Source organism: Shewanella sp. 10N.286.45.A1, assembly GCF_041470405.1.
Taxonomy (GTDB): Bacteria; Pseudomonadota; Gammaproteobacteria; order Enterobacterales; family Shewanellaceae; genus Shewanella.
In genome coordinates, this window is record NZ_JBFRMK010000046.1 from 1 (window position 1) to 21,963 (window position 21,963).

The window sequence follows — 21,963 nt, forward strand, 5'->3', positions numbered from 1 at the left end:
ACTACTTGCCTACAGCGCTTTGAATTCCCGCTGAATGGTCAAACTTTTAATGCAATTGGTATAACAATAACTACGAGCAATAAAAAAGCCGTTCAGTGAACGGCTTTTTAGTATTGTCTTTCGTTTAAGCTTCTGTGTGGCTAATGCCGATATTTGAAATGCCGACGGCGACAATTTCGCGGCGTAACTCTTTGACAAAATCAGCTTTAAGATGAGGGTTTTCTTCAATTGCTTGTAGAAGAATAGCTTGCATCTCTTTTTCTTCAACCATCACTTCATGGTTGAAAATATAGTCATCTAATTCCGATTCTTTATCAAACTCTTGCTCGCAGGTCGCTTCGATATAGTTGGCGACAGTGGCTGATGAAAGCTTACTGATATTTGTAATATCTTCCTCTACCTTGCTTTCTAATGCACTGAGCAAAGAGGTCAACGCGACAGCAGCATCCATTGCTGGGTAGACGCCATATACGTCAAAATCAGCTGGCTCTGGTGTATTCTCTTCAATACGTTCCATTTGTAGCTCAATATTTAGCTTAAGCTTATTGTCATACATAGACTGCCAAAGTAAGTTAAGTAGCGTATCGAGTACTTTGGGGTTGCCAAATTCACACACTTCAGAAAAAAGCTGATAATTGGGCAGCATACGTTGACAGAGTGCAATAGCAAAAAGTTTCTTTTGCGCTAGCGTTAGCCCTTTAAGGCGTTGAAAAAAGCCCGTCTTATTTGTCATCTTTTACATCCACTGATAGCTGGGTGATCACTTGATTAGCCGCTGATTCTACCTTAGTTAACTCATCAAGTAACTCAAGGATTTCAGGTTCTACATCTTCAACAGCAACGCCTTTCTTTAATCCTGATTCAATCTCTTGGCAAAGTTGTTGTGTCGTCGGCACGCCACAATAACAACTGGCTCCGTGTAGCTTGTGTATACAGGTCAACATGCCTTGTTGATCGAAGCTCGCCAGCGCACTGTTTATATGCTCAACAGACTCAGGTAACGATTTTAATAACATCTTAAGCATATCGAGTGCTAAGTCTGGCTTATTATTCGCCTGCGTCAAACATAGCTCCCAGTTTAGGGTGCGTTGGTCAAAGTGAGTAAACTTAGGTTTGTTCTTCCATTTGTGAATAACATCTTTAAGCGCTGTTTCATCAATAGGTTTAGGCAGATAACCGTCCATCCCGCTTGAAGATATGCGTTCGCGCTCTTCGGCAATAGCATGTGCGGTAACCGCAATGATTGGGGTGTTACGGTTGGCTGAGTTTTGTCTTATCTGTTTAGTGGCACTAATACCGTCGGTACCAGGCATCTGTATATCCATAAAGATAAGATCGAAGCTGCGCTGTTTTGCCAGTTGCACGGCTGTATCGCCATTGTCGGCTATGTGAACTTGAGTTACTAACTCCTTAAGTAGGGTGTCAATCAACTTCAAATTGGCTGGGTTGTCGTCAACAGCGAGTACCGTTAAGTTTTCCTTTGCCTCGGGAGTTGCAAATGGCATCGGCAGTGGCAAAGCTTCAGCTTCTAAGCTTGATTGTGGATCAATTAAGCTGCTAGACAGCCTTTTCTCACCGATAGGCATAGTGAGTTGCTTATCGATGTAGGGACGAAATTGTGAGAAAGCCTCTTCGCTTTCAACACAATTGGTTATCAACATTAGGTAGTTGACCTTAGGTTTCGTCACCTTTAACAATTCAGCTGCACTGCCTGAAGCTGCCAAGCCTTTACAGCTAAACAGGCCATAGTCGAACAGATGACTTGACTGTGTGACAATAAATTCTAATTGCTTGCTAGTCGTTGCATTGGTGACCTTTAAACCCCAGCGTATGAGCATGCGCTCAATGGCGTGATGTGATAACGGGTTTGGTTCGAATAACAGAATGCTCTTATTTTTTAATGTGCCGATAGGCAAGGTATCACTGATAGGGTATTGGCTTAAATTTAACGGTAAAGAAAACCAGAAGGTCGAGCCCTGCTTAGGTTCTGAGTTGCAGCCAATTTGGCCGCCCATTCGATTAACCAAACGCTTGGTGATTACAAGCCCTAAACCCGTTCCACCAAAGCGCCGTGAGATGGAAGAGTCGGCTTGACCGAAAGCCTGGAATAGAGAGGCTAACTTTTCGGAGTCGATACCGATACCAGTATCGATGACTTCTGTGCGGACATGCACTTTACCGTTAGCTATCTCCTCGAGTTGCATTTTTAACTGTACGCTACCACTGTCAGTAAACTTAACGGCATTACCCACTAAGTTAGTAATAATTTGGCTAAAACGCATTGCATCGCCAGTGACATCCTCTGGGATCCGTGGATCGACATCTATCACCAGATCGATCTCTTTTTCTCTGGCACCACTAGAGAGCATAGTCACTGTCTCTTCGATGATCTCCCGCAACGAGAATGGCATATTTTCTAACACCATTTTACCAGCTTCGAGTTTAGAGAAGTCTAAGATGTCGTTAATAATACTCAATAGATTTGTTGCACTGCGCTCAATTGTGCGAATGTAGTCTTGCTGGCTTGAATGCAATGGTGTTTTTAGTAGCTGTTTAGCAAAACCAATCACACCATTAAGTGGGGTACGTAATTCATGAGACATGTTGGCAAGGAATTCAGATTTTATCCGGCTGGCTTCTAGCGCTCGTTTCTTTGCCATATCAAGCTCGACGTTTTGGATCTCAATCTGCTCTAAGGTTTCGCGTAGATCCGATGTGGCTTGGTCAATATTCTGCTGCATCTCGTCATGATATTCTGACAAAGAGCCAGCCATGGCATTAATACCGCGTTTGAGGAGATCGAGTTCACCAATCAAATTACCTGTTAGGCGAGTATCAAGTTTTCCTTCTCGAATTTTGGCGACAACTCGTACCATTTCAGTAATGGGTTGAGTAACGTTTTTAACCAATCGAAAAGTAAAGAAGAGGTTTAGTTGAACGCCAATTAACACAATAATAAAAGCCGCAACCGCAGCTCGATGTTGCTCAAGCAGGGCATTCTCTTTGTTGATCAATATAGATATGTAGCCTAATTTTATGACTTCAGGCTCAATGCGTTGGTTGTTCTCATCAAAGGTATCGATAGGCTTGATGGCACTATTATTAAAAATAGGGCTGCGCAAAATCATGCTATCGCCAACTTGCTCAAGTTCGGTTCTTAGCATCGAGCTTAATGGCTTGTCATAGCGCATGACTTCATGATTTTTATAATGATGCGAGGTGACCACAACGCGGTTATTGACGTCAAAAATGGCAATGAATTGCACTAAAGAGGCTTTATTGAGCTGAGCGGCGGTAATTAATCGCTTGGTGGTTTCAAAATCTTTACTGTCTAAACCAACCTCAGCAGCAATCGCCAGCGGTTCAATAATATTACTCGCCTGATCGATGAGCGTTTCTTCAAGTTCATAGAATCTATTTATGGTAAAATAGCTGCCCAATAAAATACCCACTAAAATAGTTGGAGCTAACGCCAATACCAGAACCCATGAACGTAGGCTGTATTTGGTCATATTGTTGGCTTCATTCATGAGATGATTGCGTTACCGATAAATATAGTGTGAGTATTCGATAGACTGCCAGTAACAGCCTGTGTTGGCCAGTTTTTTTATCTATTTAGAGAGTAAAATGGCACAATTTTTTAAAGCAAAACCAAATAGATCTAAACAATTATCGTCAAAGTTATCTTTGAATGTTACCCAGTTAGATCACCTTGGCGCAGGTATCGCTCACCATCAAGGCAAGATTGTGTTTATCAATGGTGCATTGCCAGGCGAAACCGTGCAGGTACAACTGACTGAGCAGAAGAAGAAGTTTTCTAGAGCGAAATTACTCAAAGTGGAAACTGCTTCAAGTGAACGTGTTCAACCATTATGTGCTCATTATGAAAAGTGTGGTGGCTGTGATCTCCAGCACCTTAATGTCGAGTCACAGCGCGCACATAAAGCGAAAGCACTACAAGAGTTAGTGGCTAAGTTTGCCCAAACAACGGCAAGCCAAGTCTGTGAAACCTTAAGTGATTCGCCGTGGCACTATCGCAGGCGCGCTCGTTTAGCGACCTGGTTTGATAAAAAAACCAAGCATATTAGTTTAGGTTTCCGCGCGGCCAGTAGTAGTGATGTGGTTGAGATCCAATCTTGTGCGGTGTTGGCTAAGTCACTGTCTGCTTTGATCCCTGAACTGGCTTTTTTACTCAATCAATTAAGTGGCAAAAAGACGCTTGGGCATGTTGAACTCACACTGGCAGATAATGGTATTTTTGTGGTGCTGCGAGTCACTAAAGCGTTATCGGATAAAGATCGTCAGCGTTTAGCCGAGTTTGGTGCACAGCACTCGCTTAATATGCTGCTACAAGATGACGATGCCAACACCGAGCATTTAAGTGGTCATGGTCAGCAGCCTTTTTATGGTTTTAATGATAGCGATGCTGAGCTTAAATTTTCAGCGGGTAACTTTATTCAGGTCAATGCCTCAGTTAATCAAGCAATGGTTAAACAGGCCGTGGAATGGTTAGCACCACAAGCAAATGAACGAGTGCTAGACCTGTTCTGTGGTATCGGTAATTTCAGTTTGCCATTAGCGAAAAATGGCGCTGAAGTTGTAGGCGTTGAAGGTGTACCAGCAATGGTTGAGCAGGCTACGATAAATGCCAAAGAGGCCGCGCTAGATAAAGTGTCCTTTTATCATGCAGACTTAAGTGCTGATTTGTCACAACAGCCATGGTTGGGAAAAGTCGACAAGATGCTGATCGATCCAGCAAGAGCTGGTGCCTATGAGAGTATGTTGTCACTTAAAAAATTAAAGCCGCAAGCATTGGTTTATGTATCGTGTAATCCTGCAAGTTTAGCGCGTGATAGCGAAGTGATTTTAAAACAAGGTTACACACTGAAAAAGATTGCAATGGTGGATATGTTTCCGCAAACACACCATTTGGAGTCGATGGCACTATTTGAACTTGGCAAATGACACTTTTAGTTACGATAGTCAGCCTTTGTTCATTGACAAAAAACGCTGAATGCTGAAGATAGAGAGTCTTAATTTTAAAAGGATAAGATTAACCGTTTTAAGTTAATCAGCCTTAGGATTTTAAAGGAATAACAGATAATGGTATCAGTTCGTGAAGCACATTTTAGCGACCCTGACTTTCAACTTGAAGAGTGGGTGAAACGTTATATAAGTGATTCCAACGAAGCCAACACTCTTTTGGCGTTGATAGAGCAGGTGGAGCTGTTAGTTGGTCAAGATAAAGAGATCAAAGCGCCAGTGCTCGAACGTGCCCGAGAGATGATAGAGATCCTAGCTCCGCTTAATATGGACATTGAAACCCTACAAGCGGCCATTTTGTTTGTTGTTTTTGATGCCGACTTGATCTCGCAAGAGGAGATCCAAGAGCGCTTTGGCCCCAAATTAGAGGTTTTAGTTTCTAGTGTCCAAACCATGAATGCCATCGGCGCATTGAAGGTGGATAACCAAACTCGAAATGGCGAACCGCAAATCGACAATATCCGTAAAATGTTATTGGCGATGGTTGAAGACGTTCGAGCCGTGGTCATTAAGCTCGCCGAGCGTATCTGTTTACTGCGTGAGATAAAGAATGCCGATGAAGAGGTTAAAGTACTCATCGCCAGAGAGATTGCTGATGTTTATGCGCCGTTGGCAAACCGCTTAGGTATTGGACAGTTAAAGTGGGAGCTGGAAGATATCTCCTTTCGCTACCTGCATCCACAAACCTATAAAGATATTGCCAAGCAGCTTGATGGAAAGCGAATTGATAGAGAAACCTTTATCGATGACTTTGTCAGCCAACTACAAGCACGGTTAGATAAAGACCAAATTCGCGCCAAAGTTTATGGCCGACCAAAACATATCTACAGTATCTGGAAAAAGATGAACGGTAAGCAGCTTAAGTTTGATGAGCTGTTTGATGTGAGAGCGGTGAGAATAGTTACCGACAGACTGCAAGATTGCTATGGTGCTTTAGGCGTTGTACATACGCTTTGGCATCACATTCCACCCGAGTTTGACGACTACGTGGCGAATCCGAAACCTAATGGCTATCAGTCTATCCATACTATTGTAGTCGGGCCTGAAGGGAAAACTGTCGAGATTCAAATCCGTACCGAGCAGATGCATGAAGATGCTGAGCTAGGTGTCGCTGCGCACTGGAAGTATAAAGAGGGCAGTGCGAGCGGTAAGCAAAGCGGCTACGAAGAGAAAATTAATTGGCTACGTAAGATTCTTCAGTGGCAAGAAGACGTTGCCGAAAGCGGTAATTTAGTTGATGAAGTGCGCAGTCAAGTGTTTGAAGATCGCGTCTATGTGTTTACCCCAAGCGGCGAAGTCGTCGACTTACCACTCGGCTCTACCGTGCTCGATTTTGCCTACTATATCCATTCTCATGTCGGGCATAAGTGTATAGGCGCTAAAGTTGACGGCCGCATCGTGCAGTTTACTTATCAAGTTGAAACCGGCCAGCGTATTGAGATTATTACCTCTAAGCATCCTAACCCGAAAAGAGACTGGTTAAACCCTAATTTGGGTTACATCAAAACATCTCGGGCGCGCTCTAAGATCCAGCACTGGTTCAAACAGCAAGATAGAGATAAAAACATTGTCGCTGGACGTGAGATGTTAGAAACCGAACTTGCGCGGACTAATTTAAAAATTAAAGATGCTCAATCAGCAGTAGAGCGCTTCAATATGGTAAGCATGGATGATCTGCTTGCCGGTATTGGCGGTGGTGATGTTCGTCTTAATCAAGTGGTTAACCACGTACAAAGCAAGCTGCGCACCAACGAGCTGTCTGATGAAGAAGTGCTTGAAGACTTGGTTAAAAAGAGCCAAAGCAAGCCCGCCCGAAAAGGTAAAGGTCAGGTAGAGGTTAACGGTGTGGGTAATCTTATGAGCCACATTGCGAAATGCTGTCAACCAGTACCAGGTGATGAGATTTTTGGCTTCATCACCAAAGGCCGTGGTATTTCAGTGCATCGTGCCGATTGTGATCAAGTAAAAGAGCTTATTCGTGCTCATCCTGAACGCTCTGTTGAAGTGGTTTGGGGAGAGAATTACTCTGGTGGATACAAGATCCGTATTCGAGTCTTTGCTAGCGACCGCTCTGGTCTGCTTCGAGATCTTACCTCTGTGCTGGCAGCGGAAAAGTCTAACGTTTTGTCGATGAGCTCAAGCTCCGATGTGAAAACGCAGACGGCGACTATCGAATTAGAACTTGAACTCTATAATCTTGATGGTTTATCTCGAGTAATTGCCAAGCTGTCTCAGGTTGATGGCGTCAGTGAAGCGCGAAGAGTTTAATATACCAATCTAACTTGAGATAGAACGGTATAGCTTTAAGAGAGTAGAAAACGAATGACACAGCAAATAGGAAACATGCAGCCTTTACTCACTATTATGCAAAAGCTGCGTGACCCAGAATCAGGCTGCACCTGGGATAAAGCGCAGACTTTCCAAACAATCGTGCCGTTTACTTTAGAAGAAGCTTATGAGGTGGCGGATACGATTGAGCGTTTAGCGCTTGATGAGCTGCCTGATGAGTTAGGCGATCTGCTGTTTCAAGTGGTGTTTTATTGCCAGCTTGGCAAAGAGCAGGGCATGTTTGATTTTGATACTGTCGTTAGCCGTATTTGCGATAAATTGACCCGCCGACATCCTCATGTATTTGCTGGCTTGCAAAATACCAGCAGTGAGCAGATTAAACACAACTGGGAAAAAATTAAGGAATCTGAGCGCGCTGAGCGAGAACAGCACTCAGTATTAGATGACATCCCTTTGAGTTTACCGTCGCTTTCTCGTTCGATAAAGATCCAAAAAAGAGTGGCTCGAGTCGGATTTGATTGGCCTGATTTACCTCCAGTGGTTGCAAAAATCCACGAAGAGATAGATGAAGTGCTATTTGAGGTAGAGCAAGAAAAAGTTGTCCAAAGCAAAGTTGAAGATGAAATGGGTGATTTATTATTTGCAGTCGCCAACCTTGCAAGGCACTTAGGTGTCGAGCCAGAAAAAGCCTTAAGGCAAGCAAATCAAAAGTTTGAAAGACGCTTTCGCGGGGTAGAGGAGTATGTCGAGCAAGATGGTAGAGCGTTTGATAAACATACTTTGGCTGAGCTTGATAACTACTGGGATAGGGTTAAACAGAGCGAGAAGAGTAAATAAACTGAATTTTAGGTTAATTCTAGTTTGTCGAATCGGTGATGCTTTGGTATAATATTGCCCCGTCCTAGTGCTTTCTTACAAGCACATATTTCCAACTCATTTTCTCAGGTTCAGCATGACTACAAGGTATATCTTCGTTACTGGTGGCGTGGTTTCATCACTAGGTAAAGGCATTGCAGCAGCATCTTTGGCTGCAATATTAGAGGCTCGCGGCCTCAACGTAACCATTATGAAGCTGGATCCATATATTAACGTCGATCCAGGTACCATGAGTCCAACACAGCACGGTGAAGTGTTTGTGACAGAAGACGGCGCTGAAACTGATCTAGATTTAGGTCACTATGAGCGTTTCATTCGTACCAAGATGAATCGCCGTAATAACTTTACCACTGGCCGTATTTACGAAGAAGTATTGCGTAAAGAGCGCCGTGGCGACTATTTGGGCGCAACCATTCAGGTTATCCCACATATTACTAACGCGATTAAAGAAAAGGTACTCGCTGGTGGCGAAGGCCATGATGTTGCTATCGTTGAGATTGGCGGCACAGTTGGTGATATTGAATCACTACCTTTCCTTGAGTCTATTCGTCAGCTTGGCGTTGAACTTGGTCGCGAAAGAACACTATTTATGCACCTAACGTTAGTGCCGTTCTTAGGCGCAGCGGGTGAAGTCAAAACTAAGCCAACTCAGCATTCAGTTAAAGAGCTCCGTTCAATCGGTATTGCACCTGATGTATTGGTTTGCCGTGGTGACCGAGCGATTCCTGCTAATGAAAAAGCGAAAATCTCGCTATTTTGTAACGTAGAAGAGCGTGCGGTTATCTCACTTAAGGATGTTGATAGCATCTATAAGATCCCAGCTTTACTTAAAGCTCAAGGTCTTGATCAACTAGTCACTAAGCGTTTTGGTATTGATTGCCAAGAAGCTGATCTGCACGAGTGGGAAAATGTTATCTACCAAGAAGCAAACCCAACGGGCGAGATTACCATTGGTATGGTTGGTAAGTACATTGAACTGCCAGATGCATATAAGTCAGTTAATGAAGCATTAAAACATGCAGGTTTGTTTAACCGCGTTTCAGTAAATATTAAGTATATTGACTCACAAAACGTTGAAGCCAAAGGTGAAGAAGTTCTTGCCGGACTAGACGGTATCTTGGTTCCTGGTGGATTTGGTGAGCGTGGTGTTGAAGGTAAGATCATGGCGGCTAAATATGCCCGTGAGAACAACCTTCCATACTTTGGTATCTGTTTAGGGATGCAAGTTGCACTTATTGAGTTCGCACGTAATGTTGCTGGTCTAGAAGGCGCACATTCAACTGAGTTTAATAAAGAGTCACCGCACCCAGTTGTTGGTTTGATCACTGAATGGATCAACGAAGAAGGTCAAGTTGAAGAGCGTCATGAAGAGTCTGACTTAGGTGGTACAATGCGCCTAGGTGCTCAGCTTTGTCATCTTGAAGAGGGCACTAAAGCTGCTGAAGCCTACAAAGGTATTAGTTGTGTTGAGCGCCATCGCCATCGTTATGAAGTCAACAACAACTATAAAGATCGTCTTGAAAAAGCAGGCTTAATTTTTAGTGGTCTATCTTCAGACCGCCAGTTAGTTGAAATGATTGAGCTACCAAATCACCCATGGTTTGTAGCAGGTCAATTCCACCCTGAATTCACATCGACACCTCGTGATGGTCAACCATTATTCGAAGGGTTTATTGCAGCAGCCGCCGCGTATCAAAAACGCGATTTAGGCTAAACCAAAATACTAGCCGCTTCCATTTGATGGGAGCGGTTTTTTTGTTTTTGGTGATGTGAGTTTAGACATAAAGAAATTCGTTTTACTTTTAACTTTAAATTTATCTTTCAAACTTAAATCGAGGGCATTATGGCTAAGATTATTAACATTATCGGTCGCGAAATCATGGATTCTCGCGGTAACCCAACTGTTGAAGCTGAAGTTCATTTAGAAGGCGGATTCATGGGTATGGCTGCAGCACCATCTGGTGCATCTACAGGTAGCCGTGAAGCACTAGAACTGCGTGATGGTGACAAAGCACGTTATTTAGGCAAAGGCGTATTGAAAGCTGTTGAAGCTGTCAATGGTCCTATTGCAGACGCGCTGAATGGCAAAGATGCAACTGCACAAGCAGAACTTGATCAAATCATGATTGATTTAGACGGCACAGAAAACAAAGCTAAGTTTGGCGCAAACGCTATCCTAGCAGTTTCTCTTGCGGCAGCTAAAGCGGCAGCAGCGTTTAAAGGTGTCCCTTTATACGCTCATATTGCTGATCTAAACGGTACTTCAGGTGTTTACTCTATGCCGTTACCGATGATGAACATCATTAATGGTGGCGAACATGCAGATAACTCTGTTGATATCCAAGAATTTATGATTCAACCTGTTGGTGCTGCTAACTTCCGCGAAGGCCTACGTATGGGCGCAGAAGTATTCCACAGCTTAGCTAAAGTACTTAAGGCTGATGGTCACTCTACAGCTGTTGGTGATGAAGGTGGCTTCGCGCCAAACCTACCATCAAACGCATCTGCTTTGGCAGCAATTAAAGTTGCCGTAGCAAACGCAGGTTACGAGCTAGGTAAAGACATCACATTAGCGATGGATTGTGCAGCTTCTGAGTTTTATGACAAAGAAGCCAACATCTATGACCTTAAAGGTGAAGGCAAGAAGTTCACTTCAGAAGAGTTCAACTTCTTCCTACAGGATCTAACCAAAGAATACCCGATTGTTTCTATTGAAGATGGTCTTGATGAGTCTGATTGGGATGGTTTCGCACATCAAACTAAACTAATGGGTGATAAAATCCAATTAGTTGGTGACGATCTATTCGTAACAAACACTAAGATTTTGAAGCGTGGTATCGACAACGGTATTGCTAACTCAATCTTAATCAAGTTCAACCAAATCGGTTCATTGACTGAAACTTTAGCAGCTATCAAGATGGCTAAAGATGCAGGTTTCACTGTTGTTATCTCTCACCGCTCAGGTGAAACTGAAGATTCAACTATTGCTGATTTAGCTGTGGGTACAGCTGCTGGTCAAATCAAAACGGGTTCTTTAAGCCGTAGTGACCGTGTTGCTAAGTACAACCAGCTACTTCGTATCGAAGAGCAACTTGGCGAAAAAGCACCTTATAACGGCTTAAGCGAGATTAAAGGCCAAGCATAATTTGCTATAAAGTGTAAAAAGGCCACCACTCGGTGGCCTTTTTTGTTGTACTATCTATTTACTATCCTCAAATTCTTATCATTAGTATAATGAAACGCCTTCTTTTTGCCCTTATTGTGTTACTTGCCATGCTTCAATATCGCCTATGGTTAGGAGATAAGAGCCTTGCTGACTCTATTCATCTGCAAGAACAGATCAAGCTACAGCAAGAAAGTAATGCCCAACTTGTAGCAAGAAATCAGGTGTTAAGAGAGGAGATTAGTGATCTGCGCAGTGGAACAGAAGCACTTGAAGAGCGAGCTCGTAACGAATTAGGTATGGTCAAAGAGGGCGAAACCTTCTTTCGAGTCGTTGGTGGCGATCGGCTATCAAAACAAAATAATTAATACATTTTACCTACTAACGAGACCCTCGAATGAGCCAATTAACCAACCAAGTTATTGCTGTTGTGCCTGCTGCTGGAATAGGCAGCAGAATGGGCGCCGAAGTGCCAAAACAATATTTAGCACTTAATGAGCAAACAATACTCGGTCACACGCTAGATTGCTTATTGAGTCACCCCCAAATTGTACAGGTTATCGTAGCGCTTAACCCCGAAGACAAACATTTTTCACTGTTGCCACAAGCACAGCATAAGAAGTTGCAAACTGTTACTGGCGGCAATGAACGCGCCGATTCTGTTCTCGCTGCTTTGCAACTGGCTGATGAGGAGAGTTGGGTGTTAGTCCATGATGCAGCGCGGCCTTGTTTAAGTCACTTAGATATCGATAAATTGATAGCATCAACAACTACTTTTCCTCAGGGGGCAATACTAGGTGCCCCGGTACGCGACACCATGAAACGTACTGGAGACAATGGTGAGATCAGCGCGACTGTCTGTCGCGATAATTTATGGCATGCGCTAACACCTCAGTATTTTAAAGCAAAGCAGCTTAAGCATAATCTTGAGTCGGCATTGAAAGCGGGGGCAAAAATAACCGATGAAGCTTCAGCAATGGAGTGGGCGGGAATAATGCCAGGTATCGTTAGCGGGCGAGCAGACAATATTAAAGTCACCCACCCCGATGATCTGCAATTAGCTGCACTCTTTCTTAAGAACTCAGGCCGCTAGGCTCACAATATACGACTAACTTACGCTAAAGCCGTATCGTAACAAGGAATTAAAATGAAAATTAGAATCGGTCATGGTTTTGATGTACATAAATTTGGCGGCGAACCACCACTGATTTTAGGCGGTGTAACAGTACCTTATGAGGTGGGTCTTATTGCCCATTCCGATGGTGATGTTGTGCTACATGCGATATCGGATGCCATTTTAGGTGCTATGGCGTTGGGCGACATAGGCAAACATTTTCCAGATACCGATGCTGAGTTTAAAGGGGCTGATAGCCGAGAGTTATTGAAGCACTGTTATCAATTGGTATTAGATAGGGGCTTTAGCTTATCTAATCTCGATGTGACCATTATTGCTCAGGCGCCGAAAATGGCGCCACATATTGAAACGATTAGAGCAGTATTAGCCATTGATCTTCAGTCAGATATTGACGACATCAATGTTAAAGCAACCACCACCGAAAAGCTCGGGTTTACCGGTAGGAAAGAGGGTATTGCAGTTGAAGCTGTAGTGCTGATGACCAAGATTTAAAGAGAGCAAGATTGAGATGAGCGAACTTCACTACTTATACGGCAAACCTAATGCTAAAGCTGATTTGCGAACCCAGAACAGCGATTTTTTGGTGCAGGAGATTTTGCCGTTTGCGCCTACAGGCGAAGGTGAACACCATCTGCTACATATTCGAAAAGACGGTTTAAACACCGTTGAAGTCGCTAAAATGTTATCTAGTTTTGCACATGTTCACCCCAAAGAGGTGACTTATGCTGGTCAGAAAGACAAGAACGCAGTCACTGAGCAGTGGTTTGGTGTGCGAATTCCAGGTAAAGAAACACCTGATTGGCAAAAAATGAATAGCGATCAACTGACGCTATTATCAGCATCTCGTCATGGAAAGAAGTTGCGGATCGGTGCGCTGGCAGGAAATCGATTCACCTTGGTGCTAAGGAATGTATCAGAGGTTGAAGATGTGGTCGCTCGCCTAGAAAAAATAGCGCTATTAGGTGTGCCTAATTACTTTGGTGAACAACGTTTTGGCCATGACGGAAAAAATATTGTTTTTGGTCGACAGATGTTTACTGGCCGCAAAGTAAAAGATAGAAAAAAGCGCAGTATGTATCTATCTGCCGTGCGCTCTAACTTGTTCAACTTAGCGAGTTCAGCAAGATTGGCGGCTCATGGCGCGGCAACACTTGCGGGAGATTGTGTGATGCTTGCAGGTAGTAAAAGTTACTTTACCGCTGAGCATTGGGATGAAACATTAGTAGAGCGTCTAAATAACAAAGACATTCAACTATCGGCGCCGTTGTGGGGCCGAGGAGAGCCACTAGCCCAAACGGACGCAGCAGAGTTAGAGGCTGCAGCATTAGCTGAATATTCAGTTGATAGAGATGGGTTAGAGCAAGCCGGTCTTAATCAAGAGCGTCGTACTTTGCTACTGGAACCACAGCATTTGCAGTATCAAGTTGAAGATAATACCATTACTCTTAAATTTGCTTTACCATCAGGCTCTTATGCTACATCTGTATTACGCGAGCTGGTTGATTACCAAGATGTCCAGCAAGTCGCAAGAAAAGCACTGCTAGCAGCACAACAGGATAACGTTTCAGTCTAATGAAAATCTTAATTAGTAACGATGATGGGGTAAATGCAGCAGGCATAGCTGCACTGACCAACTCCTTAACACTGATTGCGGAAACTTTAACGGTAGGCCCTGACCGCAACTGCTCAGGTGCCAGTAACTCTTTGACCTTGACGAATCCATTGCGGCTGAATAAGTTAGACAATGGTTATATATCAGTGAGTGGTACACCGACCGATTGTGTTCATTTGGCGATAAGAGAGCTGTATAAAGATGAACCCGACATGGTGGTGTCAGGTATTAATGCTGGCGCGAACATGGGAGATGATACGCTCTACTCGGGTACTGTCGCCGCTGCAATGGAAGGGCGTTTTTTGGGCTTTCCAGCAATTGCAATTTCGTTAGTGGGATCAGAGCTAAAACACTACGATACAGCTGCACATTTTGCATTGAAGATCGTTCAGGGGCTAAAAAAGAGTCCAATCGCACAAGATAAAATCTTAAATGTAAATGTACCTGATCTGCCTATCGAGGATATTAAAGGCATTAAGATCACTCGATTGGGGGCAAGACATCGCGCTGAAGGGATGGTAAGAACACAAGATCCTGCAGGTAAAGAGATCTTCTGGTTAGGCCCTCCTGGAGACAAGCAAGATGCCAGCGACGGCACGGATTTTTATGCTGTAGAGCATGGCTATGTTTCTATTACGCCATTAACTGTGGACTTAACGGCATTTGAGCAGCTACCTGAGATGACGACGTGGCTTGAGTCGCTTACTTAATCGCAACAATTAGCCCCGCCAATTATAGGTATGGAGGCTGTAACTTAATTAATCATTTAAATTGGAACTGTTATATATGGATCGGCTCGCGTCAACATCGGCTTTAAACCTAGCAAGAAGTTTGTATGAAGCTGGTATTCGCGATGAACCGGTTTTAAAGGCGGTAGCTAATACGCCAAGAGAGCAGTTCTTAGATGCGGCTTTAGGCCATAAAGCTTATGAAAATACCGCACTACCTATTGGTCAAGGACAGACAATATCGCAACCTTACATAGTTGCACGCATGACCGAAATAATATTGCAGTGTAAACCTCAAAAAGTACTAGAGATTGGCACCGGTTCTGGTTACCAAGCGGCAATATTGGCTCAGTTGGTTCCTCAATTATGTACTGTAGAGCGGATTAAAAGTTTACAAATTCAAGCTAGGCAGCGCTTAAAGAAACTGGATCTGCACAATATTGCCTTTAAATATGGTGACGGCTGGCAAGGCTGGCCGAGTAAAGGACCCTATGATGCCATTATGGTAACGGCTGCTGCGGCAAGTGTACCTTCTGCATTGGTAGAGCAATTATCGGACGGTGGAGTACTGGTTATTCCTGTCGGGGAGACTTCGCAGCAACTACTTAAAGTCACACGTCAAGGCAGTCAATACGTCTCAGAGGCAATAGAAGTCGTGCGGTTTGTGCCATTAATTAATGGCGAGCTTGCTTAGTCATTTTTAATTTGCGGATTATTTTAGTTATCGTCGCAGACTAGCGATTTGAGGTGGCCTGTTTATATGAAGTTCTTATCACACTTCACTATCATTTTGACTCTGTTGTTAGCCGGATGTAGTTTTCAGGCTGATCGACCTGCACCCGTAGAGTCACTCAATTACACTAGCAAACCTTCACACGATAAAGGCTCTATTACCGCTAGCCGCTATAAAGTGAAACAGGGCGATACACTTTACTCTATCTCTTGGGGGGCAAATAAAGATTTTGTCCATGTAGCAAAGATCAATAACCTTGCAAAGCCTTATACCATCTACCCTGGACAGGTATTGAGTCTAAACTCTAAAAAATATGTTACAAATAGCAATACTGCCAAAAAAACGTCAAAACCGGCTCCAAAACCGATAGCTGTTACATCTAAATCTGTTGTTAAACAACCAGTTGTCGCGTCCTCCCCCTCTAAAAGTACCGCTAATACGGCGTCAAAAAAACAGCTTGATCATGTGGCAAAGCCTGCGTATTCTGTTACAGACAGTCAACAAGCTGTTAACCGAGTTATCCACAAGCAAGAGTTAACACTGCCGAAAAAGGTAAGTCGTTGGTCCTGGCCTGTGAAAGGTAAGATGATTGGGACTTTCTCAGCCAAAGAGCAGGGAAATAAAGGAATAAAGATCGCGGGTAATCGTGGTGACGCAATTAAAGCTGCTGCTAGTGGTAGAGTGGTATATGCAGGAAGTGCACTACGAGGATATGGTAATTTAGTCATTATTAAACATAGCGACGATTATCTCAGTGCTTATGCACATGCTGATAAGATCTTAGTAAAAGAAAAGCAAGTTGTTAATGCTGGACAGACAGTTGCTAAAATGGGTAATACAGGCACGAATCGGGTTATGTTACATTTTGAAATCCGTTATCACGGGAAGTCAGTAAACCCACTTAAATATTTGCCTAAGCAATAATTGATTAGGCTGCCAATTTGGCAAATCGGAGGATAGTGAAGTGCAGTAATTAAATTGTAAATTCGGGAGATATATTATGGGCAGAACTAATAATGCTGTTATGGCAGAAGAACATACGAATGTTTCTGTAAAGGAATCCAAAGTAGACCTCAATAAAAAGGAAGTTAAAGAAGCAGAACTAGAACAACAAGTACAAGACGATTTACAAAAAAACCTTGATGCTACCCAGCTGTATCTTGGTGAAATCGGATTTTCCCCCCTTCTCAGTGCGGAAGAAGAGGTGTTTTTTTCACGCAAGTCGCTTAAAGGCTGTGAAAAATCACGTAACCGCATGATTGAAAGTAACCTCAGACTCGTGGTAAAAATTGCGCGTCGATACAATAATCGTGGCTTAGCGCTGCTTGATCTTATCGAAGAGGGAAATTTAGGTTTAATCCGCGCAGTTGAAAAATTTGATCCTGAACGTGGCTTTAGATTCTCGACCTATGCAACTTGGTGGATTAGACAAACAATTGAACGAGCAATTATGAATCAGACTCGTACGATTAGATTACCTATCCATGTGGTTAAAGAACTCAATGTTTACTTGCGTACAGCACGAGAGCTCGCACACAAGCTTGATCATGAGCCAACAGCGGAAGAGATCGCTGAGAAACTCGAGCTTTCAAGTAGTGATGTCAGTCGTATGCTTAAGCTCAATGAACGCATTACTTCCGTGGATACCCCATTAGGCGGCGAAAGTGATAAAGCACTGCTCGATGTATTAGCCGATGATGACAACGTTGGTCCTGATTACAAAGTTCAGGATGAAGATATGTCAAAATCAGTGGTTAAATGGCTTGATGAACTTAATACCAAACAAAGAGAAGTGTTAGCGCGCCGATTTGGACTGTTAGGTTATGAGCCATCAACCCTTGAAAACGTGGGTAAAGAGATTGGATTAACACGTGAGCGTGTACGCCAGATCCAAGTAGAAGCGTTAAAGCGCTTAAAAGATCTACTTGGAGCCCAAGGCCTCTCCGTTGAAGCTATTTTCAGAGTGTAGTTGCGATAAATAAATTAAAGGCGCCCACGGCGCCTTTTTTGTGTCTCTTAATTGAAATTACTTAGCCATTTTCTTTAAGTTGTATAGATAATCAAGAGCCTGCCTTGGTGTTAGCTCATCAGGGTTTAGCTTCTCAAGCGCTTCTATCACAGGGGATGTTGGCTGGCTTGGGAAACTAATCGACTGCTGCACTGCCATTTCGCCATTTTTAGACTGCTCTAATGCGTGATCGCGGCTTTCTAAGTGGTGCAGCTTTTGCTTTGCCGCATTGATAACGCTGTTTGGAACCCCTGCAAGTGCAGCAACCTGTAGCCCGTAACTGCGGCTTGCAGGACCTTCTTGTACTGCATGCATAAACACAATACTGTCACCGTGCTCAACGGCATCTAAATGCACGTTTTCTACGTTATCCATCAGTTCTGGTAGCTGAGTAAGTTCGAAATAATGGGTAGCAAATAATGTCATAGCGTTTAAATTATTAGCTAAGTACTCTGCAGCCGACCACGCTAATGAAAGGCCATCGTAGGTTGATGTACCTCGACCAATTTCGTCCATAAGTACTAGGCTATTTGGCGTTGCATTATGCAGAATATTTGCCGTTTCGGTCATTTCCACCATAAAGGTTGAGCGGCCCGATGCCAAATCATCAGATGCACCAATACGCGTAAATATCCTATCGACAGGGCCGATAACGGCGTGTTCTGCGGGAACATAACAACCTATATGCGCCATAAGTGTGATAAGTGCTATTTGTCTCATATAGGTGGATTTACCGCCCATATTTGGCCCCGTCACGATCAGCATCTTACGTTGTGAGTTAAGGGTTACTGGATTGGCAATAAAAGGGCTTTGGCTTACTTGCTCGACGACAGGATGACGACCTGCTTCAACGTGTATGCCTGATGTATTCGACAGTTCTGGGCAGGCATAATTGAGTGTTTCTGCGCGTTCGGCGAAATTACATAATACGTCTAACTCAGCTGCTGCCCTGGCAAACTCTTGTAGTTCATGAAGCTTAGGTAAGATCAGATCGAACAACTCTTCCCATAACTGTTTTTCGAGTGCTAACGCTTTGCCTTGGCTAGACAGTACCTTTTCTTCATGCTCTTTTAGTTCAGCAATGATATAGCGTTCAGTATTCTTTAATGTTTGACGACGCTGGTAGCTTAAAGGCACTAAATCTGATTCGCGACGGCTGACTTCAATATAGTAACCGTGTACACGGTTATAGCCGACTTTAAGGGTTGAGATGCCTGTTTGCTCTTTTTCTCTGGCTTCAAGCTGAGTTAGATAATCCGTCGCTCCTGCACTAAGCACGCGCCATTCATCTAATTCCTTATCGTAACCGTCGCGGATCACACCACCATCACGAATAAGCATCGGTGGATTGTCGACAACCGCTCTTGATAATAATGCTAACTCTTCAGGAAATTCCCCAATAACTTGAGACAAATATTGCAAGTGAGGCACAGCGGAAGTTTTTAATGTTTGCTGTAGCTGAGGCAATAATGCTAAAGCTTGACGTAAGCGAGCAAAATCTCTAGGTCTGGCGTTACGTAGTGCGATACGTGCGGTGATTCGCTCAACATCTCCTAGGGCTTTTAAATCATCAGCCAGAAGTTGGTAGTTCTCTGTTGCAATTAGCTCGGCAATTGATGATTGCCTTGCTTCAATGACTTGATGATCCCTAAGTGGTTGATGCAACCAGCGCTGTAGCATACGACTGCCCATAGCTGTGACGGTACTGTCTAAAACGGATGCTAATGTATTGGTATGGCCGCCTTGTAAGTTTACGGTCAGTTCAAGATTGCGGCGAGTCGCAGCGTCAAGCACTATGCTGTCTGTTTGGTTAAAACGCACGATAGAGTTAATGTGTGGTAGTGCTGTGCGCTGAGTATCTTTTACATACTGCATCAAACATCCTGCAGCTTGTAGTGAAAGCCTAGCATCTTCAATACCGAACCCATTAAGATCCTTGGTACCAAATTGGTTTAACAGCAAACGTTGGCAAGTATCAAAATCGAATTCCCATTCAGGGCGACGCCGCGTGCCATTCATACCAGCAATGAGGCTCATCTGCGAAAAATCTTCGCTATATAGCAATTCTGCAGGATTGGTTCGTTGAAGTTCCGCTTCTAGCGCTTCGGTGTTTGCAAGCTCTGTAACCACAAAGCGACCTGATGCGATATCTAGGGTGGCGTAGCCATAACCGCTTTTACCTTGATAGAGGGCGGCTAACAAATTGTCTTGTCGTTCTTGCAACAATGCCTCATCGGTTAGTGTCCCCGGGGTCACTATGCGAACAACTTTACGCTCTACGGGGCCTTTTGAGGTTGCTGGATCACCAACTTGTTCACATATGGCAACTGAGACCCGTAATTGAACAAGTTTAGCTAAATAACCTTCTACAGCATGGTAGGGCAGGCCAGCCATAGGGATTGGGTCACCACCACTCTTGCCTCTCGCTGTTAAAGATATTCCTAGCAGCTCCGATGCGAGCTTGGCATCTTCGTAGAAAAGTTCGTAGAAATCCCCCATACGATAGAATAGCAACATGTCTGGATGCTGCGCTTTTAGCGTCAAATATTGACGCATCATTGGGGTATGTTTTTCTAAGTTTTGCGGTTCAATAGCAGTCATCGATTTGCTTTGCCTGTACTTTTACTGCGGCCATAGTGAGCCATGAAACAATTATGGGTGCCAATCTTAGCAATTTTTTTCTCTTTTGAGTGTGGATTATTGCAATGAAATACTGTTAATTCACGGCTATGTAGAACATGGCTTTACTATCCGTTTGATTTTATTGAATATGTAAAAAAATCTTGTACAGTACTTGATACTGTATGATTGTACAGTATACTAGTTTCATATTGAGGCTCTAGAGAAGGCATTAGAGTCGTCACCTAAATGATAATGCAGTGCTGATACTGTGTTAGCACTGAGATCCAAAGGACATAATAATGAAGACAGATCCAAATAAAGAGAAAGCGTTAAATGCCGTTCTAGGTCAAATTGAAAAGCAATTTGGTAAAGGTTCAATTATGAAGTTGGGTGAAGATCGCTCAATGGATGTTGAAACTATCTCGACAGGCTCTCTATCTTTGGATGTGGCATTAGGCGCTGGCGGCCTACCAATGGGTCGTATCGTTGAGATCTACGGTCCAGAATCATCAGGTAAGACAACGCTAACGCTTGAAGTTATTGCAGCCGCACAGAAGCAAGGCAAGACCTGTGCATTTATCGATGCTGAGCACGCTTTGGATCCTGTGTACGCTCAGAAGCTAGGCGTTGATATTGATAACCTACTTTGTTCACAGCCTGATACGGGTGAGCAAGCGTTAGAGATCTGTGATGCATTGACTCGCTCTGGGGCTGTAGATGTGATTATTGTTGACTCGGTAGCAGCACTAACACCAAAAGCTGAAATTGAAGGCGAAATTGGTGACTCTCATATGGGCCTTGCTGCACGTATGATGAGCCAAGCTATGCGTAAACTAGCGGGTAACCTTAAACAATCGAATACACTGCTTATCTTTATTAACCAAATTCGTATGAAAATTGGCGTGATGTTTGGTAACCCAGAGACGACAACGGGTGGTAACGCACTTAAGTTTTATGCGTCAGTTCGTCTAGATATTCGCCGTACCGGTGCTATTAAAGATCGTGATGAAGTTATTGGTAACGAAACACGTGTAAAAGTGGTGAAGAACAAGATCGCAGCGCCATTTAAGCAAGCTGAATTCCAAATCCTTTACGGTCAAGGTATTAACAGCACTGGTGAGTTAGTTGACCTTGGTGTTGTGCATAAACTGATTGAAAAATCGGGTGCATGGTATGCATACAAAGGCAGCAAGATCGGTCAAGGCCGTGCTAATGCCGGTAAGTACCTAATCGAAAATCCAGAAATCTCTGATGAGATTGAGACAGCACTTCGTTCTATGTTGCTTAGCAAAGGTGAAAAAGTAGCTGCTGGAGCCACTGATACAGCGGGTGATAATGTTGATATGGAAACTGGCGAAGTTTTTTAAACAACAGTCATCACTCCATAAGCCCTAAACCTTTAGGGTTATAAAATGCCAACTACGGCGCGCTATCAGCGCGCCGTAGTTGTTTTTTAGTTGCATTTTCAAGGTGTCGATAATTGTTGCTGCATTATTCTACCTTCGACCCTCCTTGGTCTAGTACCTCCTAAATCTGGCCGCCAAGGAGGGCCGGAATGTGTCATTTTGTATGGAACACAATAGACCATTTAGTCGTATATCCAAATCTCATAGCGAAGCATAAAGTGTTTTGCCAATTTGTTTAACCTCAGCCGCACTACGTGAGCCCCTCAGTCTTTCCACTTCTGCTTTGCATTGGCTTAAAAGGGAATAACCATTTCTTTACCAATGCGCTTTGAATTGAAAAGACTGAGG

The 21,963-nt window shown here is 43.5% G+C and carries 17 protein-coding genes; 14 read left to right on the forward strand and 3 right to left on the reverse strand.

What is annotated here, in order from left to right; translation table 11 throughout:
• Positions 1–124 precede the first annotated feature (124 nt).
• Positions 125–733 (reverse strand): YjaG family protein, encoded by a 609-nt coding sequence (locus tag AB4238_RS04115; protein WP_220738926.1) that lies wholly within the window; start codon positions 731–733, stop codon positions 125–127.
• Positions 723–3,530, reverse strand: a complete 2,808-nt coding sequence (gene barA / locus AB4238_RS04120; RefSeq protein WP_372031565.1) for a two-component sensor histidine kinase BarA — start codon at positions 3,528–3,530, stop codon at positions 723–725. The genes AB4238_RS04115 and barA overlap by 11 nt, the downstream gene beginning before the upstream one ends.
• Positions 3,531–3,627: 97 nt before the next feature.
• On the opposite strand from barA, the gene rlmD reads away from it, so the two are divergent.
• The 13 genes from rlmD (at position 3,628) to rpoS (ending at position 17,548) form a co-directional block, all read left to right on the forward strand.
• On the forward strand, positions 3,628–4,965 hold the full coding sequence (rlmD, locus tag AB4238_RS04125; protein ID WP_372031567.1) for a 23S rRNA (uracil(1939)-C(5))-methyltransferase RlmD: 1,338 nt from the start codon (positions 3,628–3,630) through the stop codon (positions 4,963–4,965).
• A 138-nt stretch (positions 4,966–5,103) separates the two neighbouring features.
• Positions 5,104–7,311, forward strand: a complete 2,208-nt coding sequence (gene relA / locus AB4238_RS04130; protein WP_372031569.1) for a GTP diphosphokinase — start codon at positions 5,104–5,106, stop codon at positions 7,309–7,311.
• Positions 7,312–7,365: 54 nt separating this feature from the next.
• Positions 7,366–8,169, forward strand: a complete 804-nt coding sequence (gene mazG / locus AB4238_RS04135; RefSeq protein WP_372031571.1) for a nucleoside triphosphate pyrophosphohydrolase — start codon at positions 7,366–7,368, stop codon at positions 8,167–8,169.
• Between the two features lie 115 nt (positions 8,170–8,284).
• On the forward strand, positions 8,285–9,922 hold the full coding sequence (locus AB4238_RS04140; protein WP_371989499.1) for a CTP synthase: 1,638 nt from the start codon (positions 8,285–8,287) through the stop codon (positions 9,920–9,922).
• A gap of 129 nt (positions 9,923–10,051) precedes the next feature.
• Positions 10,052–11,353: a phosphopyruvate hydratase gene (gene eno / locus AB4238_RS04145; RefSeq protein ID WP_372031574.1), complete on the forward strand. Its 1,302-nt coding sequence runs from the start codon at positions 10,052–10,054 to the stop codon at positions 11,351–11,353.
• Positions 11,354–11,442: 89 nt separating this feature from the next.
• Positions 11,443–11,739: a cell division protein FtsB gene (gene ftsB / locus AB4238_RS04150; protein WP_372031576.1), complete on the forward strand. Its 297-nt coding sequence runs from the start codon at positions 11,443–11,445 to the stop codon at positions 11,737–11,739.
• 29 nt (positions 11,740–11,768) lie between these two features.
• Entirely contained in the window at positions 11,769–12,464 is a 696-nt protein-coding gene (gene ispD / locus AB4238_RS04155; protein WP_372031578.1) for a 2-C-methyl-D-erythritol 4-phosphate cytidylyltransferase, read from the forward strand.
• Between the two features lie 54 nt (positions 12,465–12,518).
• On the forward strand, positions 12,519–12,998 hold the full coding sequence (gene ispF / locus AB4238_RS04160) for a 2-C-methyl-D-erythritol 2,4-cyclodiphosphate synthase (protein WP_372031581.1): 480 nt from the start codon (positions 12,519–12,521) through the stop codon (positions 12,996–12,998).
• Positions 12,999–13,014: 16 nt separating this feature from the next.
• Positions 13,015–14,079 carry a tRNA pseudouridine(13) synthase TruD gene (truD, locus tag AB4238_RS04165; protein WP_372031583.1) on the forward strand — a complete coding sequence of 355 codons (1,065 nt, stop codon included), beginning with the start codon at positions 13,015–13,017 and terminating at the stop codon, positions 14,077–14,079.
• A complete protein-coding gene (surE, locus tag AB4238_RS04170) occupies positions 14,079–14,828 on the forward strand; it encodes a 5'/3'-nucleotidase SurE (protein ID WP_372031585.1) in 750 nt (249 codons plus the stop codon). The genes truD and surE overlap by 1 nt, the downstream gene beginning before the upstream one ends.
• 76 nt (positions 14,829–14,904) lie before the next feature.
• Positions 14,905–15,540, forward strand: coding sequence for a protein-L-isoaspartate(D-aspartate) O-methyltransferase (locus tag AB4238_RS04175; RefSeq protein ID WP_372031587.1), 636 nt, complete (start codon positions 14,905–14,907; stop codon positions 15,538–15,540).
• Positions 15,541–15,606: 66 nt separating this feature from the next.
• Complete coding sequence (locus AB4238_RS04180) at positions 15,607–16,503, forward strand: peptidoglycan DD-metalloendopeptidase family protein (protein WP_372031589.1); 897 nt, start codon at positions 15,607–15,609, stop codon at positions 16,501–16,503.
• Positions 16,504–16,579: 76 nt separating this feature from the next.
• On the forward strand, positions 16,580–17,548 hold the full coding sequence (gene rpoS, locus AB4238_RS04185) for an RNA polymerase sigma factor RpoS (RefSeq protein WP_372031592.1): 969 nt from the start codon (positions 16,580–16,582) through the stop codon (positions 17,546–17,548).
• 57 nt (positions 17,549–17,605) lie between these two features.
• Here the strand turns inward: rpoS and mutS are convergent, their stop codons facing one another.
• Positions 17,606–20,188 (reverse strand): DNA mismatch repair protein MutS, encoded by a 2,583-nt coding sequence (gene mutS / locus AB4238_RS04190; protein ID WP_372031595.1) that lies wholly within the window; start codon positions 20,186–20,188, stop codon positions 17,606–17,608.
• Positions 20,189–20,508: 320 nt separating this feature from the next.
• Here mutS and recA point away from each other — a divergent pair, with 320 nt between their 5' ends.
• Complete coding sequence (gene recA, locus AB4238_RS04195; protein WP_020911531.1) at positions 20,509–21,576, forward strand: recombinase RecA; 1,068 nt, start codon at positions 20,509–20,511, stop codon at positions 21,574–21,576.
• Positions 21,577–21,963: the final 387 nt, after the last annotated feature.